The organism is Mesorhizobium sp. M1E.F.Ca.ET.045.02.1.1 (genome assembly GCF_003952485.1).
GTDB lineage: Bacteria > Pseudomonadota > Alphaproteobacteria > Rhizobiales > Rhizobiaceae > Mesorhizobium.
Genome location: NZ_CP034447.1, coordinates 6249959 through 6272246 on the forward strand (window position 1 = coordinate 6249959; position 22288 = coordinate 6272246).

The 22288-nt window shown below is 63.3% G+C and carries 21 protein-coding genes and 3 pseudogenes; 16 read left to right on the forward strand and 8 right to left on the reverse strand.

Features of this window, described 5'->3' with window-relative positions; all coding sequences use genetic code 11:
* Nucleotides 1-258: 258 nt before the first annotated feature.
* From EJ070_RS30425 to EJ070_RS30440, 4 genes are read left to right on the forward strand one after another with little or no spacing between them, the layout of a single operon-like run.
* Nucleotides 259-1137: an ABC transporter permease gene (locus tag EJ070_RS30425; protein WP_126094663.1), complete on the forward strand. Its 879-nt coding sequence runs from the start codon at nt 259-261 to the stop codon at nt 1135-1137.
* Nucleotides 1137-1979: an ABC transporter permease gene (locus EJ070_RS30430; RefSeq protein ID WP_126095970.1), complete on the forward strand. Its 843-nt coding sequence runs from the start codon at nt 1137-1139 to the stop codon at nt 1977-1979. Before EJ070_RS30425 ends, EJ070_RS30430 begins: the two co-directional genes overlap by 1 nt.
* Nucleotides 1976-3118, forward strand: a complete 1143-nt coding sequence (locus EJ070_RS30435; protein ID WP_126094664.1) for an extracellular solute-binding protein — start codon at nt 1976-1978, stop codon at nt 3116-3118. The genes EJ070_RS30430 and EJ070_RS30435 overlap by 4 nt, the downstream gene beginning before the upstream one ends.
* Nucleotides 3111-4265, forward strand: coding sequence for an ABC transporter ATP-binding protein (locus EJ070_RS30440; RefSeq protein ID WP_126094665.1), 1155 nt, complete (start codon nt 3111-3113; stop codon nt 4263-4265). The genes EJ070_RS30435 and EJ070_RS30440 overlap by 8 nt, the downstream gene beginning before the upstream one ends.
* Nucleotides 4266-4360: 95 nt before the next feature.
* On the opposite strand, the gene EJ070_RS30445 is transcribed toward EJ070_RS30440, so the two are convergent.
* Nucleotides 4361-5341 (reverse strand): GlxA family transcriptional regulator, encoded by a 981-nt coding sequence (locus tag EJ070_RS30445; RefSeq protein WP_126094666.1) that lies wholly within the window; start codon nt 5339-5341, stop codon nt 4361-4363.
* Nucleotides 5342-5526: 185 nt separating this feature from the next.
* On the opposite strand from EJ070_RS30445, the gene EJ070_RS30450 reads away from it, so the two are divergent.
* The 6 genes and pseudogenes from EJ070_RS30450 to EJ070_RS30485 all read left to right on the forward strand — a co-directional run.
* On the forward strand, nt 5527-6213 hold the full coding sequence (locus EJ070_RS30450; protein WP_126094667.1) for a GntR family transcriptional regulator: 687 nt from the start codon (nt 5527-5529) through the stop codon (nt 6211-6213).
* A gap of 133 nt (nt 6214-6346) precedes the next feature.
* Nucleotides 6347-6604 (forward strand): annotated as a pseudogene (locus EJ070_RS30455) (proline/glycine betaine ABC transporter permease); the annotation flags it as partial.
* A gap of 857 nt (nt 6605-7461) precedes the next feature.
* Nucleotides 7462-7803 carry a hypothetical protein gene (locus EJ070_RS30470; protein WP_126094670.1) on the forward strand — a complete coding sequence of 114 codons (342 nt, stop codon included), beginning with the start codon at nt 7462-7464 and terminating at the stop codon, nt 7801-7803.
* Nucleotides 7800-8051 carry a hypothetical protein gene (locus EJ070_RS30475; RefSeq protein WP_126094671.1) on the forward strand — a complete coding sequence of 84 codons (252 nt, stop codon included), beginning with the start codon at nt 7800-7802 and terminating at the stop codon, nt 8049-8051. The genes EJ070_RS30470 and EJ070_RS30475 overlap by 4 nt, the downstream gene beginning before the upstream one ends.
* Nucleotides 8052-8259: 208 nt before the next feature.
* Nucleotides 8260-9198, forward strand: a complete 939-nt coding sequence (locus tag EJ070_RS30480) for a GNAT family N-acetyltransferase (RefSeq protein WP_126094672.1) — start codon at nt 8260-8262, stop codon at nt 9196-9198.
* A gap of 129 nt (nt 9199-9327) precedes the next feature.
* Nucleotides 9328-9504: pseudogene (locus EJ070_RS30485) on the forward strand (amidohydrolase); the annotation flags it as partial.
* Nucleotides 9505-9520: 16 nt separating this feature from the next.
* Here EJ070_RS30485 and EJ070_RS30490 read toward each other — a convergent pair.
* The 3 genes from EJ070_RS30490 to EJ070_RS30500 form a co-directional block, all read right to left on the reverse strand.
* Nucleotides 9521-10272 (reverse strand): IS5 family transposase gene (locus EJ070_RS30490; protein ID WP_126094673.1). Its coding sequence is split into 2 segments (ribosomal slippage): nt 9521-9942 and nt 9942-10272, totalling 753 coding nucleotides; the frame shifts between segments, so codons are not numbered across the junction.
* 391 nt (nt 10273-10663) lie between these two features.
* Nucleotides 10664-11851: an IS91 family transposase gene (locus tag EJ070_RS30495; protein WP_126091547.1), complete on the reverse strand. Its 1188-nt coding sequence runs from the start codon at nt 11849-11851 to the stop codon at nt 10664-10666.
* Nucleotides 11852-11864: 13 nt separating this feature from the next.
* A complete protein-coding gene (locus EJ070_RS30500) occupies nt 11865-12725 on the reverse strand; it encodes a site-specific integrase (RefSeq protein WP_126094674.1) in 861 nt (286 codons plus the stop codon).
* Nucleotides 12726-12846: 121 nt separating this feature from the next.
* On the opposite strand from EJ070_RS30500, the pseudogene EJ070_RS30505 reads away from it, so the two are divergent.
* The 3 genes and pseudogenes from EJ070_RS30505 to EJ070_RS30515 all read left to right on the forward strand — a co-directional run.
* Nucleotides 12847-13818, forward strand: a pseudogene (locus EJ070_RS30505) (amidohydrolase); the annotation flags it as partial.
* A gap of 447 nt (nt 13819-14265) precedes the next feature.
* The gene (locus tag EJ070_RS30510) at nt 14266-14649 is read left to right on the forward strand and encodes a VanZ family protein (RefSeq protein WP_126094676.1); all 384 of its coding nucleotides are present in this window, start codon (nt 14266-14268) and stop codon (nt 14647-14649) included.
* Nucleotides 14650-14826: 177 nt separating this feature from the next.
* Entirely contained in the window at nt 14827-15186 is a 360-nt protein-coding gene (locus EJ070_RS30515; RefSeq protein WP_126094677.1) for a hypothetical protein, read from the forward strand.
* 12 nt (nt 15187-15198) lie between these two features.
* Here EJ070_RS30515 and EJ070_RS30520 read toward each other — a convergent pair whose 3' ends face one another.
* From EJ070_RS30520 to EJ070_RS30535, 3 genes are all read right to left on the reverse strand, one after another.
* Nucleotides 15199-15807, reverse strand: a complete 609-nt coding sequence (locus EJ070_RS30520) for a dihydrofolate reductase family protein (protein ID WP_126094678.1) — start codon at nt 15805-15807, stop codon at nt 15199-15201.
* Between the two features lie 5 nt (nt 15808-15812).
* Nucleotides 15813-16361: a cupin gene (locus EJ070_RS30525; RefSeq protein WP_126094679.1), complete on the reverse strand. Its 549-nt coding sequence runs from the start codon at nt 16359-16361 to the stop codon at nt 15813-15815.
* A gap of 313 nt (nt 16362-16674) precedes the next feature.
* Nucleotides 16675-17037, reverse strand: coding sequence for a hypothetical protein (locus tag EJ070_RS30535; protein ID WP_126094680.1), 363 nt, complete (start codon nt 17035-17037; stop codon nt 16675-16677).
* Between the two features lie 208 nt (nt 17038-17245).
* On the opposite strand from EJ070_RS30535, the gene EJ070_RS30540 reads away from it, so the two are divergent.
* From EJ070_RS30540 to EJ070_RS30550, 3 genes are all read left to right on the forward strand, one after another.
* Nucleotides 17246-17824: a TetR/AcrR family transcriptional regulator gene (locus EJ070_RS30540; protein ID WP_126094681.1), complete on the forward strand. Its 579-nt coding sequence runs from the start codon at nt 17246-17248 to the stop codon at nt 17822-17824.
* Between the two features lie 40 nt (nt 17825-17864).
* A complete protein-coding gene (fabF, locus tag EJ070_RS30545; protein ID WP_126094682.1) occupies nt 17865-19163 on the forward strand; it encodes a beta-ketoacyl-ACP synthase II in 1299 nt (432 codons plus the stop codon).
* Between the two features lie 61 nt (nt 19164-19224).
* Nucleotides 19225-20040 (forward strand): oxidoreductase, encoded by an 816-nt coding sequence (locus EJ070_RS30550; RefSeq protein WP_126094683.1) that lies wholly within the window; start codon nt 19225-19227, stop codon nt 20038-20040.
* A gap of 214 nt (nt 20041-20254) precedes the next feature.
* Here EJ070_RS30550 and EJ070_RS30555 read toward each other — a convergent pair whose 3' ends face one another.
* A complete protein-coding gene (locus EJ070_RS30555) occupies nt 20255-22204 on the reverse strand; it encodes a bifunctional diguanylate cyclase/phosphodiesterase (RefSeq protein WP_245464720.1) in 1950 nt (649 codons plus the stop codon).
* Nucleotides 22205-22288 lie beyond the last annotated feature (84 nt).

The window sequence follows — 22288 nt, forward strand, 5'->3', positions numbered from 1 at the left end:
GCCTTGTGACTTCAGCACCTGTCACTCAACGCCAAAACCTGCATCTGGTTGCTCTTCCTGTCTGTTTTCGCACCGGTTCGACGGGCTGTCCGCAGTTTGCCTATGGCCGACCAGGCAAGCGCAAGCGGCACCGCGCGACGCGAATACGCGTCCGCCTCTGGCTCAATCACCGCCTGTAGACATCGCGGCGCCAATCACCCAATCTTGCCCCCAGGGAACAAGAAGCGCTTCGAAGAAAGCGCGGACCTTCGGGTGCGCATGAAAAATCGATGGACCTTGTATGATCCACGGCTGGCCTGGATGCTGATCGCGCCGGTGCTGTTGCTGCTGATCTTCTTCCTGGTGCTGCCGATCGCCGTGATGGCGGCCTACACCTTCTTCACCTTCGTCACCGCCGGCGTCGAAACGAGCGCCTTGTCGAGCGCCAACTGGCACGAATTCCTGACCGACAGCTACTATCACGGCTTCCTGTTGAAGACGCTGAGGGTCGGCGCCATGACGGCGCTGCTCTGCGGTGTGCTCGGCTATTTCCCGGCCTATTTCATCTGGGCCACGAGCTTCAAGCACAAGTGGCTGCTCCTGCTTCTGCTCATCGTGCCGTTCTGGATCAGCTTCACCATCCGCACCTTCTCCTGGATCAACATCCTGGGCGAACAGGGCGTCATCAACGTGGCGCTCATGAAGATGGGCATTATCAGCGAGCCGCTGCCGATGCTCTACACCGAGGGCGCGGTGATCATGGGGCTGCTGCATTTCCTGCTGCCCTACATGATCCTCAACGTCTATGTCAGCCTGGAGAGCATCGACCGCACTCTGATCGCGGCGGCGCGTTCGATGGGCTGCACCAGCGCGCAGGCGTTCCGCGAGGTCACGCTGCCGCTCTCGCTGCCCGGCCTGGCGGCGGGCCTGCTACTCTGCTTCGTGCTGGCCGCCGGCAGTTATGTGACGCCGCAGCTTCTGGGCTCGGGGCGCGACGCGCTGTTCGGCAATCTGATCTACGACACCATCATGGGCGAGCTGAACTGGCCGATGGGCGCCACGCTTTCCATCGTGCTGTTCGTCGTGCTCGGCTTCTTCGCCGCCATCTACACCCGCTACATGGGCATGTCGCAGATCGTCAAAGGATTGGGTGGGTGATGAAAGCGGGCCGGCCGAACAAGGAAGGCAGATGGGCCTGGCGGCTCACCGGCTTCGTCACTTTATGCGTCTATATCTTCATGTTCGCGCCGATTGCGGCGACCATCATCCTGTCGTTCAACGCCTCGATGTTCGGCGGCTTCCCGATGACCGGTTTTTCGCTCCAATGGTACGGCAAGCTGATGGCGAATGAGGCGGTGCTGGCCGCCTTCCGCACGTCACTGTGGATCGCCCTGGTCACCGCGGTCGCCACCACAGCGATCGGCGTCGTCACGTCTTTCGCGCTGGTGCGCTTCGAGTTCCCCGGCAAGCAGATGCTGAGCACGCTGGTGATCCTGCCGGCGCTGGTGCCGGAAACCATTTTGGGCGTCGGCCTGCTGGTGCTGATCAAGGCGGTCGACCAGCCGAGGACCCTGCTTCTGCTGGTGCTCGGCCATATCCTGCTCGCCGTGCCCTACGTTGTGCTGATCACCCAGGCGCGCATGGTCGGTATCCGGCGTGTCTATGAGGAGGCGGCGCTTTCGCTGGGCGCCTCGCGCTTCTCGTCCTTCCGCGAGATCACGCTGCCGCTGCTCATCCCAGCCGTGGTCGCTGGCGCGCTGCTCGCCTTCACCATCTCGTTCGACAATACGTCGGCCAGCCTGTTCTGGCGGCCGGCCGGGGTCGAGACCATGCCGACGCAAATCCTTTCGATGCTGAAAATCTCGATCAGTCCGGAGATCAACGCGCTCGGCACCGTGATGATCCTGGTGACCGTCGGCATACCGCTGATCGGCGGCCTGATCCTGCAAAGCCTGACCCGATTGAAAAGACGCGGCGAACCAAAGGAGGACGCACGATGAAACTGACCACCACCAAGCGGCTGGAACGGCTGCACGACCGCTATGTCAACGGCGATCTCAGCCGCCGCACGTTCCTGAGCCTGACCGCCGCCGCCGCCGCGTCCGCGGGCCTCTCCATGCCGTGGATGAGCCGGGCGCTCGCCGCGGTCGAACAGGTCCGCTTCGACGGCTGGGGCGGAACGGTGCAGGACGCGATCGACAAATACGCCTTCCAGCCCTACACGGCCAAGACCAAGATCAAGGTGGTCCAGGGCACGTTCGGCGACGAGAACGAGATCATCACCAAGATCAAGACGGCGAAGCCCGGCGACTTCCAGATCGTGCATTCGTCCGGCGTCAACTACTACATCAAGTACGTGAATGCCGGCATGAACTCGGAGATCAACGAGGCCAACATTCCCAACATGGCGAATGTGCTGCAGCCGATGATCGAGCCGTTCCGCAAGCTGACGCCGAAGCTCTCGGCCGTTCCTTACGACTACGGCACCACCGGCATCGCCTACAACACCAAGGTGATTTCGCCGGAGGAGGCGAAGGAGAAGGGCGCGGGCCTGCTGCTCGACAAGAAATACGCCGGCAAGGTCGGCGGCTATGCCGACATGACCACGCGCGTCTGGTACGCGGCTCTGGCCACCGGACAGGATCCCAACAACATCAAGGACATGGATACGATCTGGGCCAAGGTGCGCGAGACGCGCGACCTCGCCAAGAAGTTCTGGAGCTCCGGCGCGGAGCTGATGGACCTGCTCTCCAAGGGCGAGATCGTGGTCACCGATGCCTGGTCCGGCCGCGTCGCCGCCCTGCAGGATCAGGGCCATCCGATCGGCTATCTCGACCCGGCGGGCTCCTATGCCTGGATGGAGGACATGCTGATCCTGAAAGGCTCGCCGATGGCCGAGTGCGAAGAGCTGATCAACTTCATGCTCGATCCGGCAACCTCCATCGCGGTGGCAGAGGGCCAGAGCTATCCGCCGTCGCTCGACCCGACCAAGGTCAAGCTCACCGAGAAGATCGAGAAGCTGCCGGCCTTCGACAAGACGGGCTCGATGAAGGCGCTGACCTTCGCCGATCCGGTGTACTGGGCGACCAACGAGGACGCCTGGACCAAGCAGTGGGACAGGATCGCGAAAGGTGCCTGACGAAACGTCGCTCAGCCCCCGGCCGGTCTCGGCCGGGGCGCCCTCCCCCGTCACGGCCTCCAGCACGGAGAAGCCGGCGGTCGAGTTCCGCAGCATCGACATCGCCTACGGCAAGTTCGTCGCGGTGCGCGATTTTTCGCTGTCGATCCGCAAGGGCAGCTTCGTCACGCTGCTCGGACCTTCGGGCTGCGGCAAGACGACGATCCTGCGCTCCATCGCCGGGCTGGTCGACATCTCAAGCGGCCAGATCATGATCGGCGGGCGGCGGGTCGACGACGTGCCGATCTACAAGCGCAACATCGGGCTGGTCTTCCAGAGCTACGCGCTGTTCCCGCACAAGACCGTCTTCGACAATGTCGCCTTCGGCCTGAAATACCGCAACGTGCCGAAGCCGGAGATCGCGCGCAAAGTGGGCCGGGCGCTCGACATGGTGCGGCTGCCGGGCAGCGAGAAGAAACTGCCCTCGCAATTGTCGGGCGGGCAGCAGCAGCGCATCGCGCTGGCGCGGGCCATCGTCTTCCAGCCGCAGGTGCTTTTGCTCGACGAGCCGCTGTCGGCGCTCGACGCCAACATGCGCGAGGAAATGCGCGTCGAGATCAAGAAGATCCAGAAGGAAACCGGCATCACCGCCATCTTCGTCACGCACGATCAGGAAGAGGCGCTCTCCATGTCGGATCGCATCGTGGTGATGAACGCCGGTTCGGTGGAGCAGATCGGCACGCCGGAGGAGGTCTACGAGATGCCGGCCACCGCCTTCGTCGCCGATTTCCTCGGCAAGGCCAACATGCTCGCCGGAACGGTGAGCAAGTCCGACGGAGCGATCGCGATCACGCTCGCCGCCGGCCAGACGATCGATGTGACGTCTCCACGGCCGCTGGCGCCAGGCAGCAAGGTCACCATCGTGGTCCGGCCGCAGAAACTGTCGGTCGGCGCCACGGCGAGCACCAACCGGCTGTCCGGCCGCGTCGTCTCGACCTCGTATCTCGGCGGCAGCGCCATCTACGAGATCGACATCGGCGGCGAGACCAGCATCCGCGCCAACGCGCCGATCAACGGCCGCATCGTTCGCGAGGGCGAGCCGATCGAGGTCGGGTTCGATCCGGCCGGATGCGTTCTGCTCGACGAGAGCGGGCAGCGGATTTCGTAGGGTGTGTTGATATTCAGGTGATGCCGGCTGACCTGAATCTCAACGCACCCTCGGACGCCGCGCCCCGCGCCTGCGCCGTTCCTTCATCGCGGGAGTCATTGTTTCGTCGCTTGAGCAGCCAAGCGGCCAGGATGCCTGAGATGGGTTGGCGTGATGCCGGTGTGCTGGCGGAACACCCGGCTGAAATGCCCGGCATTTTCGAAGCCGCATCGGTAGGCGATGTCGCCTATCTGCAGATCGCTCCCTTCCAGCAGCGACTTCGCGTAATGCACGCGCAGCGCAAGATAGGCAGCCATCGGGCTGGTGCCCAGTTCGGTCGCGAAAAGACGCTCGAGCTGGCGCCGCGAGCAATTCAGGCGGCTTGCGATCTCGGTAACCGATACCTTGTCCTGGAGATTGCTTTCCATCAGGAGCAAGGCCCGCTTCACCGCACGGCTCGCGGCTTCGGGAAACAGGTCGCCTACGGGCTGCACGTCGCTGATGTTGCGGATGCGATCGAGCACCAGGATCTTGGCGGCTTTTTCCGCTGCCTTCTGGCCGATGAACTGCGACACGAAATAGCCGGCGAGGTCGGCAGCGCCCGTGCCGCCGGCACATGTCGCGCGGCCGCGGTCGACGGAAAACAAACTGTCCGCATGCGCGTTCACGTCGGGGAACTCGGCCCGAAAATCCTTGATGTGGAACCAGCTGACGGCGGCGCTGTAGCCGTCCAGCAAGCCGTAGCGCGCCAGTACGAAGCTTCCCGTGCAAAGCGCGGTTATGGGCACGCCCCTCTCGGCGGCCCGCAAAAGGAATGCTTCCTTTTCCGAACTGAGACTGCGGTTGGTGTCGAGCAGGCCGCCGACCACGACGACGTTGTCGAAATCCTCCGGATTGCCGATCGCCTTCGTCGGCAGCAATTCGACGCCGCAGCTCGCCCGGATCGGCAGGCCGCGTTCGCCGACGATCTGCCAGTCGAATTCCACCCTGCGGCTGCGGTCGCCCTCATCGCCCGCCAGCCGCAGCGTGTCGATGAAGAGCGAAAGCGGCGACAGGGTGAAGTCGCGAACCAGCAGAAACGCAAATCTTTTGGCCATTCTCTTCCGGGATCGTCCCTCGCGTTATCCGACGCTCATTCGGATGGGATCGTCTTTTCCTGCCCCACACGGGTCACCGACCATCTGGCTATATATTGTGTACCAGGACTCGCCCACGAGCGCATGCGACTCTTCCAGCCGTGCCAAATATGATCGACTGGCAGATATGATTCCGAAGGTGCGCCATGAAGGGAAGCAAGGGCAGTCTCTATGACGATCTGAAGCGTCGCATCCTGACGATGGAGCTCGATCCCGACGAGGATCTGGACGAGGTGGCGCTGAGCGAACGCTATGGACTGTCGCGGACCCCGGTCAGGGAAATCTTCCGCCGGCTGGAGGGTGAAGGCTACATCGAAATCCGCGCGAACCGGGGGGCTAGGGTCGTTCCGATGAACCACTCGACGCTTCGGCAATTCTTCCTGGTCGCCCCGATGGTCTACGCCGCCATCGGCCGGCTGGCGGTGCAAAATTTCAAGCCTTCACAGATGACAGACTTGAAGGACACGCAGGAGCGTTTCCGCGCCGCGAGCAAATCTGGCGACGCGCTTGCCATGGTGATCGAGAACAACAGGTTTCACGAGATCATCGGCGAGATGTCCGCGAATGTCTATCTACAACCGAGCCTCGGCAGGTTGCTGATCGATCACGCCCGTATCGGCCGCACCTTCTTCCGCCCGCGCAATGATGACATGCGCAGGCGCCTAAAAATAGCAGTCGAACACCATGATGCGTTCATCTCGGCCATCGGCGGTCATGATGAGGACGCCGTTGTCGACCTCGTGTTCGAGCATTGGGAACTGTCGCGCGAGAATATGGAGATGTTCATCGCGCCCCAGGGACTGAAAGCAGACGCCCTCGTCGGCGACAACTGACACCCGCTTCAGCCTTACAAAAAGCTGGACCCTGGGCTCGGCAGCGGCGGCGAACCTTCTTGTAAAGCAGATCCGCGGCCGCCGCCTTAAAGTGCGTCGCGTCGAAACGGATTCGAGCGCCGCGCTTTAAAATCTCCCCTCGGCCACCCCGACGCTGCTGGTCGGGCTGAACCAGTGCATCCTCTTGTCGCTCGCCATGGTCGTCCTTGCGGACGTTGTCGGAGCGGGCGGGCTGGGCGCCGAGGTGACGCGGGGACTGACTCGCATGGAGATGGGGCTGGGCCTCAGGGTCGGGCTGTCGATCGTCGCGATCGCCATCTTCCTCGACAGGCTGTCGAGGGGCGCGCTGCAGCGCAGCCGGGCACCCGGCAGTGCCGTCGCAGGCCGATGACGATGGTCCCGAACATCGGACCGCCGATCAGAGGCAAGCGTCACGGCGGCGACCGATCAATGCCTCGCTTTCAGAAATCGGGCTTCTCGCAGAAGCGAATGGCGGTCGTGCCCGACCTCCTTTATCAGCTTACAGGCTTCAGCCTCCGAGATTCCTGCTTTTTCTTTCAACAGGGCGACCAACTGTTTGTCATCAGTTCGGACTTGAGAACCATCTCGGACTTGAGAACCATCTCCGACGTGTTCTCTCATATGCCATCCTCCTGGAACCAAATCGGGAGGGCACGCTGAACGTTTCATCAAATGTCGGTGTCTGAGCGCGAAATGCCTGCGGCTACCGCCATCAGAGCCAATGACAGGCGGAACGATTTTCCACGTTTGCGCTTTCTGGGTGCATGGCTCCGATACCGCCAGTCGAACCGCCCCTGCTTTCTGAAGGTAGCCCCGACCGCGCCCTCAACTGCGAGGTCGCCCTTGAGCCCGCGTTTCAGGCATTGGTGAAGGCCTCCGTTGTTAAAGGCTGGTCGGCGCAGGAAGTCGCGGAAACGCTGCTCAAACTTGCAACAGAACATGCAGAAACGATTATGGGGCGGCAAAGAGTGGCCGCGCGATTATACCGTTGGCGCGTCAGCAGCTTGGTAGATATGTACGTTAGCCAATTTCTTGGCAGATTTAGGTGAATGGCCCGGCGAGAGCGCGCCCCAAATGCGCGTCGTAAAAGGCGCTGCGCGGACGCCTCAGACACAATTCAGAAACACTCCAGAAAAACTTCAGAAATCATTCGAGCGTAGAATTGACCGGAGAGGGTCGATCATCGGCTGCAGCACTGCGGCACCTTGTTCGGATTGGCGACAAGCGATGCAAAGGTTCTCGATCACCCTGATAAGTGCGTTGCTCGGTATTTCGCTCGTCACCGGCCCGGTTGAGGCCGGCGGGGCAAAGGTTACGACGACCCGCGCCGAGCGCTGCGCCAATCTCAGCCGCCAGGTTGACGAAGCCCTCGAAACCCATGCTGCGGCAACGCAGGTCACCGCGGCGAAAGCACTGCAAAGGAAGGGAAACCGGTTCTGCGCCAACAAGAAGGAGGCGCAGGGAATCCGGACGCTCGCAAAAGCCCTGAAGCTGCTTGGCGTGACACCGGCCGATCCCGATGCAGTGACACCCAAAACCGACCTGCATAGCAAGGAGAAAAAACCATGAAAAAGTCCCTCCTCTCCGCCCTCGGCCTCGCCGTTGCGCTCGCTTTCTCCATGCCGGTCCCCGGCAACGCAGCAGCGACGACGACCGCCGCTCCGGCAGCCACCGCTCCGGCGAAGGCTGCACCGAAGAAGGTTGCCACCAAGAAGGTCTGCAAGCCGACCAAGAAGCACAAGTGCCCGGTGAAGCACAAGAAGCACACTGCGAAGGCTGCGGCGGCCAAAACAGCAGCGCCCAAAACAAGCTATTGAGCTTCGCCGTGTTGTGAAAAGGCCGTTCCATCTGCACTCACCTGGGACGACCTTTTTTCTGTCGTGACTGAGGTGGCTGGCCCAGTGGTCCAGTAGCCTCTCTCGGGCCGGAGGCGAGCTTGGCCGGTCCTGCGATCCCGGTCATGGCGCCACCGGCCAGCATAGCGCCTCCCTCGACAGGACAGTCCACCCCTGCCACGCTGCCCGCATGGAGAATCTTGGCCCGACCGAACTCAAGCTGATGCAGGGCCTGGCCCAGGAGGTGACGGCATTGCGGCCGGAGCTGCTGAACGGCGACGCGACCGTCGGTGAGCTGGCCTGGGTCTGGGCCAAGGATTTCGACGCGCTCAACCCTTCCTGGCGGCACCGGCTGTGGTTCACCGACGGCCGGCTGGCCGCGTGGGGCTGGGCGCATCTGCCTTACCGGATCCCGCGCGGCGACGGCACATTCCGAGAGAGCAAGACGGCCAACCTGCTTTGGCAGGCGCATCCGGGCCGCGCGGCGCTGCTTGCCGAAATCCTGGACTGGTATGACGATGTCGCGGGCGGCGTCGACCGGCTGCTGACGGTGCAGTCCGCGGACGCCCAGGCGCAGGCAATCGTCGGCGCGCATGGCTATGCCTTCGACGCCGAAGCCGGTTCGGACAACGGCTCCTGGGTGCAATTCAATACAAGGGAGTTGACGGACGTGCCGTACCCAGTGCTGCCCGAGGGGTTCCGGTTTCTTACCGCCGGAGACGTCGCGGCGGCGGACGCGGTCAAGGCGCATCGGGACGCGTGGCATCTGTCCGCCTTCACCGAGCATGCGTTCGAACGGGTGCGGCGGACCTGGCCGTATCGGGCCGACCTGCATGTGCTGGTCGCCGCGCCCGACGGCACGCTGGCCGCGACCGCGATCATCTGGCTGGACGAGGCGACGCAAACCGCCGAATTCGAGCCCGTCGGCACGCACCGGGATTTTCGGCGACGCGGGCTCGGCACCGCGCTGCAGCTCCACGGCATGCATCTGGCGAGGCGCGCCGGAGCGAGGCAGATGCTGGTCGCCTGCCTTGGCGCGCCGGCGCACGCCGAGGCCCGCAACATGTATTACGGCGTAGGCTTTCGCCCGATCAGCCGCGACCTGCCGCAGATCAAGGTCGCAAGGTAACGGGCTCTGCATTGCGCCCCCCGGTATCTCACTGATGTCGAACACTGGCCCCTCACTTGCAGCCGGTTGCGACGTGCCAATCCAGCTGCACATGCTATGGAGAATTCAGCACCAAGCGGAGTCGAAACCATGGCCCTGACCAATCGAGACATCGTCGAGCTGACGGCATGGCGCCGCAAGCTGCACCGGCAGCCGGAGATCTCGAACGAAGAGGAGAAGACGGCCAAGGAGGTCGTCGACTTCCTCGCCGACACGGGGCCGGACAAGGTGCTGACCGGATTGGGCGGCCATGGCGTGGCGGCGGTCTAAGGCTTGTGGGGATTCATCGAGAGTTAATGACGGCGGCGGCGAGATAGATCATTGCCGCGAAGCTTTTGTCGGTTTTGTCGGCACGCAAGGCGATGCGCTTGAATTCCTTGAGCTTGCAAAAGAAGTTCTCGATGAGGTGTCGCCACGTGTAGAGTTGGCGGTCGAGTGGCAAGGGCCTTGCGCGCCTCGGGTGCTGGGAGATGACGATCTTGGCGCCACGTTCGTTGAGATCGGCAACGATGGCATCACTGTCGAAGGCCTTGTCGGCGATCAGCCCGCCGAAATCTACGCCTTGCAGAAGCGGCTCGACGCCGACCGTGTCGAAGCGGTGCCCCGGCATCAGATGGAAGCGCACAAGGTTGCCGAGTGCATCGGTCAGCGCGAGGATCTTGGTGGTCATGCCGCCTTTGGAGCGGCCTATGGCCTGGCTCTGAGTCCCCCTTTTGCGCCCTGTCCGTGGCGGTGGACCTTGACGATGGTGGCGTCGATCATGGCGTATTCCATATCCGGCTCGTCCGAGCAGGCTTCGAAGAGCTTCACGAATACATCGGCCTTGCGCCAGTCGCTGAAACGACGAAACGCTGTGCTCCAGTTCCCGAAATGGGCAGGCAGATCGCGCCACGGGCTGCCCGTGCGCGCAATCCACAGAACTGCCTCGATGAACAGTCGGTTGTCATTGCCACTGCGTCCGGGATCGCTGGCTTTACCCAGACAATGCGGCTCCATCTTCGCCCATTGGGCGTCAGTCAATACGAATCGGTCCATCAAAAGCTTGAATCACATCGCCAAGCTTTGGTGAATCTGGAGGCTTCTGTGAGGTCCGTTGGCTCGACGGAGCCGCTTGGCACGACGTCGGACCTCATTGCAAGCCGGATTGAACGGAGCCGCGGGTCGGTCTGGCGCTATGGGGATTGTAGCCCTGCGGAGCGGTGGGGATTGTCTTTGCCAGGCCGATGAACGGCGTTCGCGGTTCGACCACGGCGATGGAGAGCATGGCGGAAGGCAAAACCGTGATGGCGTGAACCGTCAGACAGGTAGCAGTGGCCTCTACCGCTGGTCTGGCTGCTTGCGGCTTTGTGCGATGGGGCAAAGGTCTGGGTGCCGGCGCGCAAGGCGACGGGTGCCGAACCAGACGATGTGGACGCACTCGGCGTGATCATGAGGTGTCATTCCAGAAGGGGGTCGGCGCCTGCCCGCATCGCCAGGTGGCGAGCGTGACCATCGCCCCTCCGCAGCATGGGCAGCGATGCGTCAACGCCAGGCGCCCGGCGGCGACAGCGGCGCTTTCGGCACTCGGTTCGAGATTGTTCTGCTGTTGGCTGGCCAGCAGTCGGCGGCACAGGCCGAGCTTGGCGGCGCGATGACCGTTGGCGAGGAAGCCGTAATGACGGATGCGGTGGAAGCCGTCGGGCAGCGTGTGCAGGAGGAAGCGGCGGATGAACTCATCGGCATCGAGCGTCATGACCTTCGTCCTGCCGCCATGACGATAATCCCGCCAGCGGAACGCGACGCGATCGTCGGCCATGCTGACCAGCCGGGAATTGGCGATGGCGACGCGATGGGTGTAGCGGCCGAGATAAGCCAGTACCTGTTGCGGGCCGCCGAAGGGCGGCTTGGCGTAGACGACCCATTCGAGGTGACGGACTTCGGCGAGCAAACGGGCGAAGGCATCGGGCTTTGCCAGGTGGGCGAGATCGCCGAAGAAGCCCAGCCGGCCCGCATCATGGGCCACTCGCAGTTCCTCCAGGAAGCGGCGGCGAAACAGGCGCGACAGCACGCGCACGGGTAAAAAGAATCCCGGCCTGCACGAGATCCAGCGTGCGCCGTCGGGCGAGACGCCGCCGCCCGGCACGATGCAATGCAGATGGGGATGGTAGGTGAGAGTCTGGCCCCAGCTGTGCAGCACTGCGATGAGGCCGATCTCGGCGCCCAGATGTCTGGGATCGGCGGCGATCGTGCGCAGCGTCTCGGCCGCCGCCTTGAACAGGATCGTGTAGAGCGCCGTCTTGTTGTGGAAGGCGATCGCGGCGACCTCGGCCGGCAGCGTGAACACCACATGGAAGTAGGGCACCGGCAGCAGCTCGTCCTGCCGCGCGGCGAGCCAGTCCCGGCAGGCCTGGCTCTGGCACTTGGGGCAATGCCGGTTGCGGCAGGAATTGTAGGCCACGCGAATCGACCCGCAGGAGCGGCAGCCCTCGACATGACCGCCCAGTTCGGCGGTCCGGCATAGCTCGATCGCGCTCATCGTGCGGCGCTCGACGCGCCCGAGATGGCCGTCATGGGCCTGCCGATACGCCTCGCCATGGCGGCGGAAGATATCCGCCACCTCCAGTCTCGCCGGCATGGGCGGGACCGGATCAACCCGGCGGCACGACCTCGACGTTCAGCCGGTCGAGCGGGCTCGTCGTGCGCCGGATTAGGCCGTTCGAGACCCTGGTGTAGCGCGCCGTGCTCGACAGGTTGTTGTGGCCGAGCAGAACCTGGATGATACGGATGTCGGTGCCGTTCTCCAGAAGATGCGTGGCGAAAGAGTGCCTGAGCGTGTGGACCGTCACCCGCTTGTCGATGCCGGCGGCCGCACGCGCCGAGCGACAGGCGGAATACAGCACCTGCACATCGATAGGGCGATCGGCGCCGCGCCCGGGAAACAGCCAGTCCTGCGGCTTCGCCAGCCGCCAGTAGATCCGCAGGATGCGCAGAAGCTGCGCCGACAGCATCACGGTGCGGTCCTTGCCGCCCTTGCCATGCTCGATCCGGATGACGCCGCGACCGCTGTCGATGTCGCCGACCTTTAGGCCGACGGTCTCCGAGGCGCGAAGTCCAGCAGCGTAGGCTGTGGTCAGGGCCGTGCGCGTCTTCAGGCTCGGGACCGCTTCCAGGAACCTGACCACCTCGTCGGCGCTCAACACCACTGGCAGCGTGCGTGGTAAGCGGGCGTAGACAATGCGCTCCGGGATCTCGGCATGGCCCAACGTCACGCCGTAGAAGAACCGCAGTGCGCACACCGTCTGGTTCAGCGCCGGCCACGAAATCCCCGTTGAAACCAGATGCACCTGGAAGGCGCGCACGTCCTCAAGGCCAAGCCGGTCAGGGGAGCGGCCAAAGTAGCGCGAAAACTTCGCCACCGCATGCACGTAGGATCGCTGGGTGGCCGGCGACAAATTGCGGATCGTCATGTCCTCGATCATGCGCCGGCGAAGAGGGCTCAACTCGACCATCTCATTGCTCCTGTTCTCGAGATTGCGCTTCAACAGCCACAATCCTTCAAAACAGAAGCGTCACCCGCAAACCGATCCGCCAAATGCCGCGTTAGCGGCTTCGTTCAATCCCCACAGGCCTTATGACAGCGGGCAAGCGGGGCCGACAGTGCTGTTCCGTTCGGAGCTCGACGCGCTGCCGATCCACGAGCTTTCGGGCGTCGAGCATTCATCACAGGTGCCGGGCAAGTCGCATATGTGCGGCCATGACGGGCATACCGCGATCCTCGCCGCGCTCGGCCGCCAGTTCGGGCGCCAGAGGCCGGCGCGCGGCCGCGTCGTTTTGATGTTCCAGCCGGCGGAGGAAACCGGCAATGGCGCTGCCGGCGTCGTCGCCGATCCGTGCTTTTCTGAGATCGCGCCGGACTTCGCCTTCTCGCTGCACAATCTGCCGGGCGTACCGTTCGGCGAAGTGCGCCTCAAAACCGGCGTGGTGAACTGCGCCTCGCGCGGCATGCGCATCATGCTCGAAGGCAAGACCGCGCATTCCTCCATGCCCGAGACCGGCACCTCGCCGATGCTGGCGGTGAGCCAGTTGATGCCGCAGTTGCCGGCGCTCGGGCGCGGCACCTTCGCCGATGACGATTTCGGCATGGTGACCGTCACCCATGCCTCGATGGGTGAAGCCGTGTTCGGCATCGCGCCCGGATATGCCGAGGTGTGGGCGACGCTGCGCACAAGGCACGACGAGCGCATGGCGGAACTGGTCGCCGCCGCCGAGGCGCTGGCCACGAAGATCGCGGCCGAGCATCGCCTTGCCGTGCGCTTCGACTATCACGAAATCTTCGTCGCCAGCGTCAACGCGCCGGATGCGGTGGAGCATCTCAACCGCGCTCTGGATGAGGAAGGTGTTTCGCGCGGCGAGGAATCCCTGCCTATGCGCGCCTCGGAGGATTTCGGCATCTTCGGCCACAATGCCAAATCGGCGATGTTCTTCCTCGGCGCCGGCGAACGCTACCCGGCGCTGCATAATCCGGACTACGACTTTCCGGACGACCTGATCCCGATCGGCTCGAAAATCTTCATGCGTACGGCGCGCAATCTGCTCGGGTGAGTGGCTTGAAGGAATGGCGCGCCAAAATGCGTTCTAAAGCGCGTCGCGATCTTTCAGATTCGCTCCATGCGCTTTAGGTTTTGAGTCTACGCATGTCTTCGTCCCGAAACCGGTTCCCACTTTCGGGAGACATGCTTTAGGCTCGCAGTGGACGGCCCGAGCCCGGGGGGCATTTTGGAATGAAAAGCCCGCCAGCCGAAGCCGGCGGGCAATCGCCCCCTACCCCAAGAAACAGACGCCTTTATCAGGCGTCGGCTGGATGGCCCGCCAATGGATGATCCAGCGTTCCCACACCATGAAGATTACGCCTATCGGGGGACAAGCGCTGTAGCTCAGCCGCAACAGCACAGGGGATTTGCAGGCTCCGCGTCGCGATCCAATGCGTCACGCGCTGCCCCTCCTTGGCGCAGATATTGTTATGCCGGCTCACCGCTTGTATGAGCGGGGATGACCTCGATCTCCCGTCTCGCCGCGCTCGTACTGCTTGCGGCCATCACGTTCGCCACGCTCTCACCTATCCAAATGCGGCCGCATCTGAGTGACGCGAATGTGGAACGCGCCCTGGCCTATGCCCTGTTCGGCCTTGCCCTGGCCTTCGGATTCCGCGCGCGCCTGATGCAAGCAATGCTGTTTGTCTGCGCCGTGGCCGGCGTGTTGGAACTGCTCCAGGCGATCGATCCAGGCCGGCATGCTCGACTGCAAGACGCACTTCTCAAAGCAGCGGCCGGCCTCATAGGGATTGCGCTAGGAAGGCTCATCCTTGCAGCCGCGAAGAGGGCCGCCACACGCCGCAATCCAGGCAACCGCAACCGTCCTATAAGCCCCACTTGATCGAGACACCCACTTGATCGCGACAATTATCGGCCGTGTTCATCCAAGCCGTCGAAATGCGCGTGCATGGCTCGCTGGCCGATATTCGGACTGCCCGGTTCTTCCTCATCGCAGCCGTCTGCTTGTCGGAAGAGGAGTTCTGTGTTTTCTCCGGCAGACTTTAGGAGAGGCTTGAGAATGAGATTCGCAATGGTCGTCGCATTCGCCGCGGCGTTGGCGGGATGTGTGACCTCTCCGGTCGACTATGGAGCGAAGCTTTCGCAGCAGGACCCGAAATGGGCCTCGCCGGAATGCCAACAAGCCCGCATGGCGGCTTCGGACTACGCCGCCCGCGAAAAGGAGCACCCCGGCTGGGGCTTCGGCGTCCTGCTCGGCCCGTACAGCATGGGGATGGTAGCGGCGGTTAAGGAGCACGAGCAGCAGCAGCGACGGCTTCTCGCCCGCCAGATGCATCTGCAGTGCTCAAGCCAGCCACTGCCGAAGGAACTGGATTTCGATCCGGCAATCTACGCGCCAAAGAAGGCGCACTATCCGTAGCGCCCCTGATTTTTACTCCGGCCGCCATTCCCTTGCCGCTTCCATGCCAAATGAATAGGTGAGGATCGCCACGCCGGTTTCGGTAGCGACGTGGCTCGACAGTTTCAGCCTTGAAGGAGGCTGCCCCGTCTCGAATAGGCGCAGGCCTTCGCCCAGAACCAGCGGGTGGATCATCAGCGTCAATTCGTCGACAAGTCCACGCCGCATCAGCGTGCGCAGCAGATTACCGCTGCCGAACATGACGAGCGTCCTGTCATGATTTTGCTTGAGCTCGCGCACCTGCACCTCGCCGGCGAGCAGCGTGGAATTCTCCCAGGCAAGCGCATAGCCCGTGTCACGCGAAACGACGAATTTGCGCGCATCGGTGAGCGCCCTGGTCATCGGACTGGCAGGCCGGCGCACAGCCCAGCCTTCGTAGAGGTCCTCATAGGTCATCCGGCCGGCGAGCAGCGACCATCCGCCGACCATGTAGCTGCCGATGACCTCCTGCATCTTCGGGTCGCTGCCCGGGTTGCCCCAGCCGCCATGTTCGAAGCCGTTTCGGATGTCTTCATCGGCGCGCGCGGGCGCCTGGTACACACCGTCGAGCGTCAGATGCTCGATGGCGACAATCCGTGCCACTCCCGTCACCTTTTCGTCCAAGCGGCAAGCAGCGGCCCTTCGCCGCCATAGACCGGGTCCTTTTCCGGGCGACCTACCCTGGGGATGGTGCGCAGCGCCTCTTCGTGCTGTTCGGCACGCGTGCACAGATCGTATGTGCCGAAGGGCGGATAGGCCCCCACGACCAGCAGATCGGCTGACGAGGACAGGCGCTGGTGGCCAGTGCCGGCCGGCAGGATCGCCACGTCGCCAGCCTTGACGTCAAGCACCTTGCCCTTGTTGCCGCCGAAGCGCACCTCGGCCGTGCCGCGCGCGACGCCCAGCACTTCGTGGATGCGCGAATGGTAATGGACATAAGCGAAGATGCCGTTGCGCCAGCCGTCGCCCCAGCCATTCGTGCTGAAGAGATCCTCGAAGACGGACGCCGGATCTACGCCGTCCGGCAGCGTCACGGCGCCAGGATAGACGAGCATCGGCCAGCGCGGATGGTTGGGCACAAGGCCGTCATCCTGGAAGCGGAAAGTGAGCGGTTCCAGCTGCTCGACAAGTTCCGCAAGTTTCGCCGCTCCTGGCATGCCGTGACCTTTCCGTCCGCCCCTCGCTCAAGGCGGTCGGCTTGCGGATGGACTCGCAAGGCACGGCCGCCTAGCCGGCTCGATTGCCGACCGGTCTCAACCAGTGGCGGCGCGCTTTGTTCCCGGACTTGTCGCTCGCACCCTGCGGCGGAGCAAGAGCTCGATGGCCAAAAGCGAAACGCTGCGAGCGCATGTCTCCTAGACCTCAAGCATGACCTTGATGGCGCGGCGCTCGTCCATGGCGCGGTAGCCTTCGGCCGCCTCGGCCAGCGGCAGCTTGAGGTCAGCAGCAGGCTGCGATCCGCGCGGCGTGTCAGTCCGGCAGCGCGTTGGAGCGCGGATGCTTGTCGGCCTCGGTCGAGACCGTCACCTTCTCGCCGGACCTCGAGAACGCGTAGAGCGAGCCCCGGTAGCCCGGCATGGAGAAGGCCACGGAGTCGCGGTCGGCAAGGCCCATGACGACCCGCTGCGGATCGCCTTCCCCCTTCGGCGCGAAGGTGGCGGTAACCTCCAGGAGACCGCCGTCGGTTGGAACGTAATAGACCACCATGTCGAGGCGTCCGTTGTGCAGGCTGCCGGCTTCGATGGGGCGTCCGATGGTGGCTTCCTCGGCAAGGGCGGGCGTCGCCATGAACAGCGCGGCCAGAAGCGATGCGCTCAGTGTCCTGCGGATCATCTTCGTGTCTCCTCTTTGATAGATTGTGATCGAACTCTATACCATATAGATGTCGAATGCAATCTAAAAAAGAGAGACATTCAGTCCGCGGCAAGCCGCCGCACCGATCACACGGCAAGCCGCCCATTTCGCATCCCCCTTGATAGATTGCGTTCGGTTTCTAATTGAGATATAGATTTAGTACGCAATCTAAATAAGGAGATCGATGATGCGCGTGAGCCGCATTCAGGCTGAGCAGAACCGGCAAACCGTGATCGACGTGGCCAGCCGGCTTTTTCGGGAGCACGGTTTCGACGGCATCGGCCTCAAGGATCTGATGAAGGGCGCCGGGCTGACCCAAGGCGCCTTCTACAAGCAGTTCGCGTCGAAGGAGGACCTGGCTGCACAGGCGTCCAAGCGGGCGATGGAGAGCGCGGCCCACCGATGGGCGGCGGCGACGGCAGCAAACCCAAGCGATCCGTTCGGGGCGGTGATCGAGTTCTACCTCAGTATGGACCATCGCGGAGAAAGGATGGACGGGTGCCCGGTTGTAGCGCTCGGCTCGGATGCCGCCAGGCAGGGCAGCGACGTGAAGGCGTCGTTCGAAACCGGCATTAAGGGGTATCTCGAAATCATCGGCCGTTTGATTGGCGAGACCGACGGCGAGAAGCCCAATGGCAAAGCCATGGCCGTTCTCTCGACGATGGTCGGTGGGCTGATGTTGTCGCGCGTCGTCAACGACCCCGACCTCGCTCAGGCCTTTCTGGATGCGGCGACCGAACAGGTTCGCGACACCGTCGCCGCTTGACCGGCGCCGGTCTGGGCGTCTCAGATTGATAGGAGCATAGATGCGACGGATAGTCGTCACGGGCATGGGCGCGATAACGCCCCTGGCCGCGAATGTCGAAACATCGTGGTCGCGCCTCCTGGCGGGCCGCTCGGGCATCCGCAGGCTACCCGACGAAATGGTGGGAGATTTGCCCGCCAAGATCGGCGGCGTGGTTCCATCCCTGGAGGAAGACCCCGAAGCCGGCCTCGATGCGAATGCCTTCCTGGCTCCGAAGGATCAGCGCAAGATCGACCGCTTCATTCTCTTGGCGCTGGCTGCGGCGGAAGAGGCGCTTGCTCAGGCGAGATGGAAGCCGGCCTCGGAAAAGGAGCGGCTCCGCACCGCGACGATCATCGCTTCCGGTATCGGAGGCTTCCCTGCTATCACCGAGGCGGTGCGGACAGTCGACCAGCGCGGCGTTCGGCGTCTTTCGCCGTTTACCGTGCCGTCTTTCCTGGTGAATCTCGCGGCTGGCCACATCTCGATCCGCTATGGCTTCAAAGGTCACATCGGCGCACCGGTGACGGCGTGCGCCGCCGGCATCCAGGCGATCGGCGATGCGGCCCGCATTATCCGCGCCGATGAAGCCGACATCGCCGTGTGCGGCGGCACTGAAGCTTGCATGAATGTCGTCAGCCTGGGCGGCTTTGCAGCGGCACGCTCGCTTTCGACCTCCTTCAATCACCGTCCCGACCAAGCCTCCCGTCCGTTCGACGTCTCGCGGGACGGCTTCGTCATGGGCGAAGGCGCCGGCGTCCTGGTCATCGAGGAATTGAACCATGCGCTTGCGCGCGGCGCCGAACCGCTCGCCGAAGTCGTCGGCTACGGCACGACGGCGGATGCGCATCACGTCACGTCCGGTCCCGAGGACGGCGACGGCGCGCGCCGTGCCATGGAGATCGCCATTGCCCAGGCCGGCATCTCACCGCGCGAAATCCGGCATCTCAACGCGCATGCAACCTCCACGCCCGTGGGCGACCTGGGCGAAATCGAAGCGATCAAAAGGGTCTTCGGCACGGATTTCTCGATCGCCGTCAGCGGAACCAAGTCGGCGACCGGACACCTGCTCGGCGCCGCCGGCGGGCTTGGCGCGATCTTCACGATCCTGGCGCTCAGGGACCAGGTGGCGCCGCCCACCCTCAATCTGAGCGCCCTCGATCCGGCAGGTGACGGGATCGACTTCGTGGCGAACCGGGCCCGGCCGATGGAGATGGACTACGCGATCGCCAACGGCTTCGGCTTCGGCGGCGTCAACGCCAGCGCGCTGTTTCGCCGCTGGGACGGACACGGCGTGAACGATCGAGCCGCTCCCGGCTGACGCTTTCGCTCGGACCTTTCCTGTTTCTCCAATTCAACCCAACGCAAAGAAAGTGACCTCCATGAACAAGACCAGTCCTGGCGTCACCATCGTCACAGGGGCATCCTCCGGCATCGGGCATGCAACGGCCAAGACCCTGCAGAATGCGGGCTTTCGCGTGTTCGGAACCAGCCGTCGCGCGGTCTCCAAGAAATCCGACGGCCTCACCATGCTGACCTGCGACCTGACCGACGACGCGTCCGTGGCGAAAATGGTCGACGACGTGCTGGCCGATGCGGGGCGCATCGACCTGCTTGTCAACAATGCCGGAATGGGCCTGTTCGGCGGCGCGGAGGAATCCTCGACCGCACAGGCTCAAGCTCTGTTCGACGTGAATGTCTTCGGCGTCATCCGAATGACCAATGCGGTGCTGCCGACGATGCGCCGCCAAGGCAAGGGCAGGATCGTCAACTTGAGCTCGGTGCAGGGATTCATCCCGGCTCCCTATTTCGCGCTTTATTCGGCGACCAAACATGCCGTTGAAGGCTATTCCGAATCGCTCGATCACGAACTGCGACCGTTCGGAATTCGCGTCGCGTTGGTCGAGCCTGCCTATACCCGTACGTCGTTCGAAGACAATCTCGCCAGGCCGGACCACTTGCTTGAGATCTATGACGCCGCGCGCGCCGGCATGACTATAGCCGTGCGGAAGGCGATGGAAAAAGGCGATGCGCCCGAAGTGGTAGCCAAGGCCGTTTTGGCGGCTGCGACCGATCCCGCTCCGAAGAGGCGCTATGCGGCCGGAAAAATGGCGCGCCAGGTCAGTGTCCTGCGCCGTTTCGTCCCGGCATCCGCATTCGACAAGAGCCTGCGAAAGCAGCTAGGCCTGCCGGCCTGACGTCCAAGCCGGCGGGAGCTTTAGCCGGCGATGGATCGTCGAGGCGCTGCGGCACAGGGGCCGAGGCTTGCCGCGGTTGGAACGACGGCCTTTGAGCTGATGCAGACGCTCGCCCTTGGGGCGCGGCGCGACGAATTCAGGCGAGGCTCCTTAAGCCCTTGTTTGACGCATGTCATTCACCCAAAACCACCGCGCACCTTGGCGACATTCACGCTCAGGCAGCGCTGCCGGTACGGCGCAATGGGCGCGCCGCGGAATCAAAGGCGGCTTTGGCTTCGGCCGAGTTGTCGAAATGCCTTGGTTCGAAGGCAAGCGCATCCCGCATCGGAAGCGCCGCCGAGAAGAGAAAGCCCTGCGCAATCATGCAATCGAGCGACCGCAGGATCAGGCGATCGGCGTCGGTTTCCACTCCCTCCGCCATCACCTCTATTCCCAGCGTTCGCCCGAGATCGATGACCGCTTTGACGAGGGCCTGATCGTCCACGGACCTGGCGAGATCGCGAACGAAGTTCTTGTCGATCTTGATCTTATGGATGCGGCTGTCTTTCAGCGAAACCAGGGTCGAGAAGCCGGTGCCGAAATCATCCAGCACGATCGATATGCCCGCATCCGCCAGGCGCTCCAGCTTTTCATCAACCCTGTCGCGATCCACAGGCGCTTCTTCCGTGATCTCTATCTCGAGCATGGCCGCGGGGACATTCTTCGTCTTCAGGCTGTCCAATATCATGTCATCGACATTGCCTGCCTCGAGCTCGCGCGGCGACAGATTCATCGCGACCCGAAGATCCTGACGCCCATTTCTCACCAGCTCCTCGACCATGGAGCAGCAATTGAGGAATACCGTCTCCGTCAGCAGGGAAAGCAGACCGGTTTCACGCGCCGCGGTGACGATCTCGGGCGGGGGAATGGCCCCATGGACCGGGTGCTGCCACCGCAGCAGCGCTTCGAAGCCGACGACCGCATGGGTATCCAGCCGCACGATGGGCTGGAACCATGAGCAGAGAGCGCCTGCTTCGATCGCCCCGCGCAGATCGCGCTCGATGCAGTGCTTGCGTTCGAGCCCATGGTCGAGTTCGGCATCGAAGAGACAGTATTCGTTCCTGCCGCTGCGCTTGGCCGCGTAAAGCGCGAAATCCGCCCGCAGCAGCATCTCCGTCAATCGCGGTTTGTCCGACACATAGATACCGATCGACGCGCCGACGCGCACCGAATTCAACGCCGGATCCGGATTGGCGATGGCCGCGATGATCGAGGATGCAAGCCCGTCGGTCGAATGCGGAGACCGGTCGGCGGGAAAAAGCAGCACGAACTCGTCGCCGCCGATGCGCGCGATCGTTGCCCCTGTCGGCGCGTGCTTCTCTATCCTGCGCGCGACCCTGACCAGCAGGTCGTCCCCGACATTGTGACCATAGGTGTCGTTGACGGATTTGAAGCCGTCCAAGTCGATCAGCATGGCCACGAACGGACCGTCGGAAAGCCCGAGCTGGCCGATAGCCTGCTCGAGCCCATACCTGTTGAGCAATTCCGTCAGCGGATCCCGCCTGGAGTTCCGTTCCATCCGGGCGGCGAACTCCCTCGCCTCGTATTTGAGGCGGCTCGTCTCCCGGAAGCGCGCCTGTCCGAGAAGCGAGCCCCTGATCATTCCCGCGAGAAAGAGCAGGACCGTGAAACCGAGGACGTAGCTTTCGATATCGCCCTTCGCCAGCACGCATCCGGCGGTGACCAGAAGCGGCAGCGTCATGAAGTTGATCGAAGCCGGCGCGTATGATGCTCCGTAGGTGACTGAACCGGCCGACAGACCCGCAAGAACGACCAAATAGAGCGGCGCCTGTGGAGTGGTGTATCCGTTCGTCAGCACGGCCAGAAAAGACCATGCGATACCCGACGCCAGAGCCAGCATCCCGTAGAGAGAAAGTCGGGCACCGACCGGCTTCAACCCGCCATCGGGCCCACCATCGGGGACATCCGATTGGGCAAGCGCAAGTCCTATGCGAGCGCCGTTTATCAGGCTGACCGCCGCAAACCACAGCACCGCCGCAAGGCCGCCACCCGAAAGCATCTGCACCGCCAGGACCAGGGCCGAGAGGACCGTACCGACGGGCATCGAAACGAAGAGCCCCACCCTGAGATCGGCGAGCTGATCCCGCAGGATTCCCGCTTCCACGGATTCGCTTTGCCCCTGGGGCACGGAATCTGGACCAGCCTGCTTGGAATATTTCATGCCAAATGGCTAAGCGAGTGGAATGAA

Excerpts from the sequence above, each read along its gene's own strand:
- EJ070_RS30425 (WP_126094663.1), top strand. The coding sequence starts at position 259 with ATGAAAAATCGATGGACCTTGTATGATCCACGGCTGGCCTGGATGCTG.
- EJ070_RS30430 (WP_126095970.1), top strand. The coding sequence starts at position 1,137 with ATGAAAGCGGGCCGGCCGAACAAGGAAGGCAGATGGGCCTGGCGGCTC.
- EJ070_RS30435 (WP_126094664.1), top strand. The coding sequence starts at position 1,976 with ATGAAACTGACCACCACCAAGCGGCTGGAACGGCTGCACGACCGCTAT.
- EJ070_RS30445 (WP_126094666.1), bottom strand. The coding sequence starts at position 5,341 with ATGGCCAAAAGATTTGCGTTTCTGCTGGTTCGCGACTTCACCCTGTCG.
- EJ070_RS30450 (WP_126094667.1), top strand. The coding sequence starts at position 5,527 with ATGAAGGGAAGCAAGGGCAGTCTCTATGACGATCTGAAGCGTCGCATC.
- EJ070_RS30470 (WP_126094670.1), top strand. The coding sequence starts at position 7,462 with ATGCAAAGGTTCTCGATCACCCTGATAAGTGCGTTGCTCGGTATTTCG.
- EJ070_RS30475 (WP_126094671.1), top strand. The coding sequence starts at position 7,800 with ATGAAAAAGTCCCTCCTCTCCGCCCTCGGCCTCGCCGTTGCGCTCGCT.
- EJ070_RS30480 (WP_126094672.1), top strand. The coding sequence starts at position 8,260 with ATGGAGAATCTTGGCCCGACCGAACTCAAGCTGATGCAGGGCCTGGCC.
- EJ070_RS30495 (WP_126091547.1), bottom strand. The coding sequence starts at position 11,851 with ATGCCGGCGAGACTGGAGGTGGCGGATATCTTCCGCCGCCATGGCGAG.
- EJ070_RS30500 (WP_126094674.1), bottom strand. The coding sequence starts at position 12,725 with ATGGTCGAGTTGAGCCCTCTTCGCCGGCGCATGATCGAGGACATGACG.
- EJ070_RS30510 (WP_126094676.1), top strand. The coding sequence starts at position 14,266 with ATGACCTCGATCTCCCGTCTCGCCGCGCTCGTACTGCTTGCGGCCATC.
- EJ070_RS30515 (WP_126094677.1), top strand. The coding sequence starts at position 14,827 with ATGAGATTCGCAATGGTCGTCGCATTCGCCGCGGCGTTGGCGGGATGT.
- EJ070_RS30525 (WP_126094679.1), bottom strand. The coding sequence starts at position 16,361 with ATGCCAGGAGCGGCGAAACTTGCGGAACTTGTCGAGCAGCTGGAACCG.
- EJ070_RS30535 (WP_126094680.1), bottom strand. The coding sequence starts at position 17,037 with ATGATCCGCAGGACACTGAGCGCATCGCTTCTGGCCGCGCTGTTCATG.
- EJ070_RS30540 (WP_126094681.1), top strand. The coding sequence starts at position 17,246 with ATGCGCGTGAGCCGCATTCAGGCTGAGCAGAACCGGCAAACCGTGATC.
- fabF (WP_126094682.1), top strand. The coding sequence starts at position 17,865 with ATGCGACGGATAGTCGTCACGGGCATGGGCGCGATAACGCCCCTGGCC.
- EJ070_RS30550 (WP_126094683.1), top strand. The coding sequence starts at position 19,225 with ATGAACAAGACCAGTCCTGGCGTCACCATCGTCACAGGGGCATCCTCC.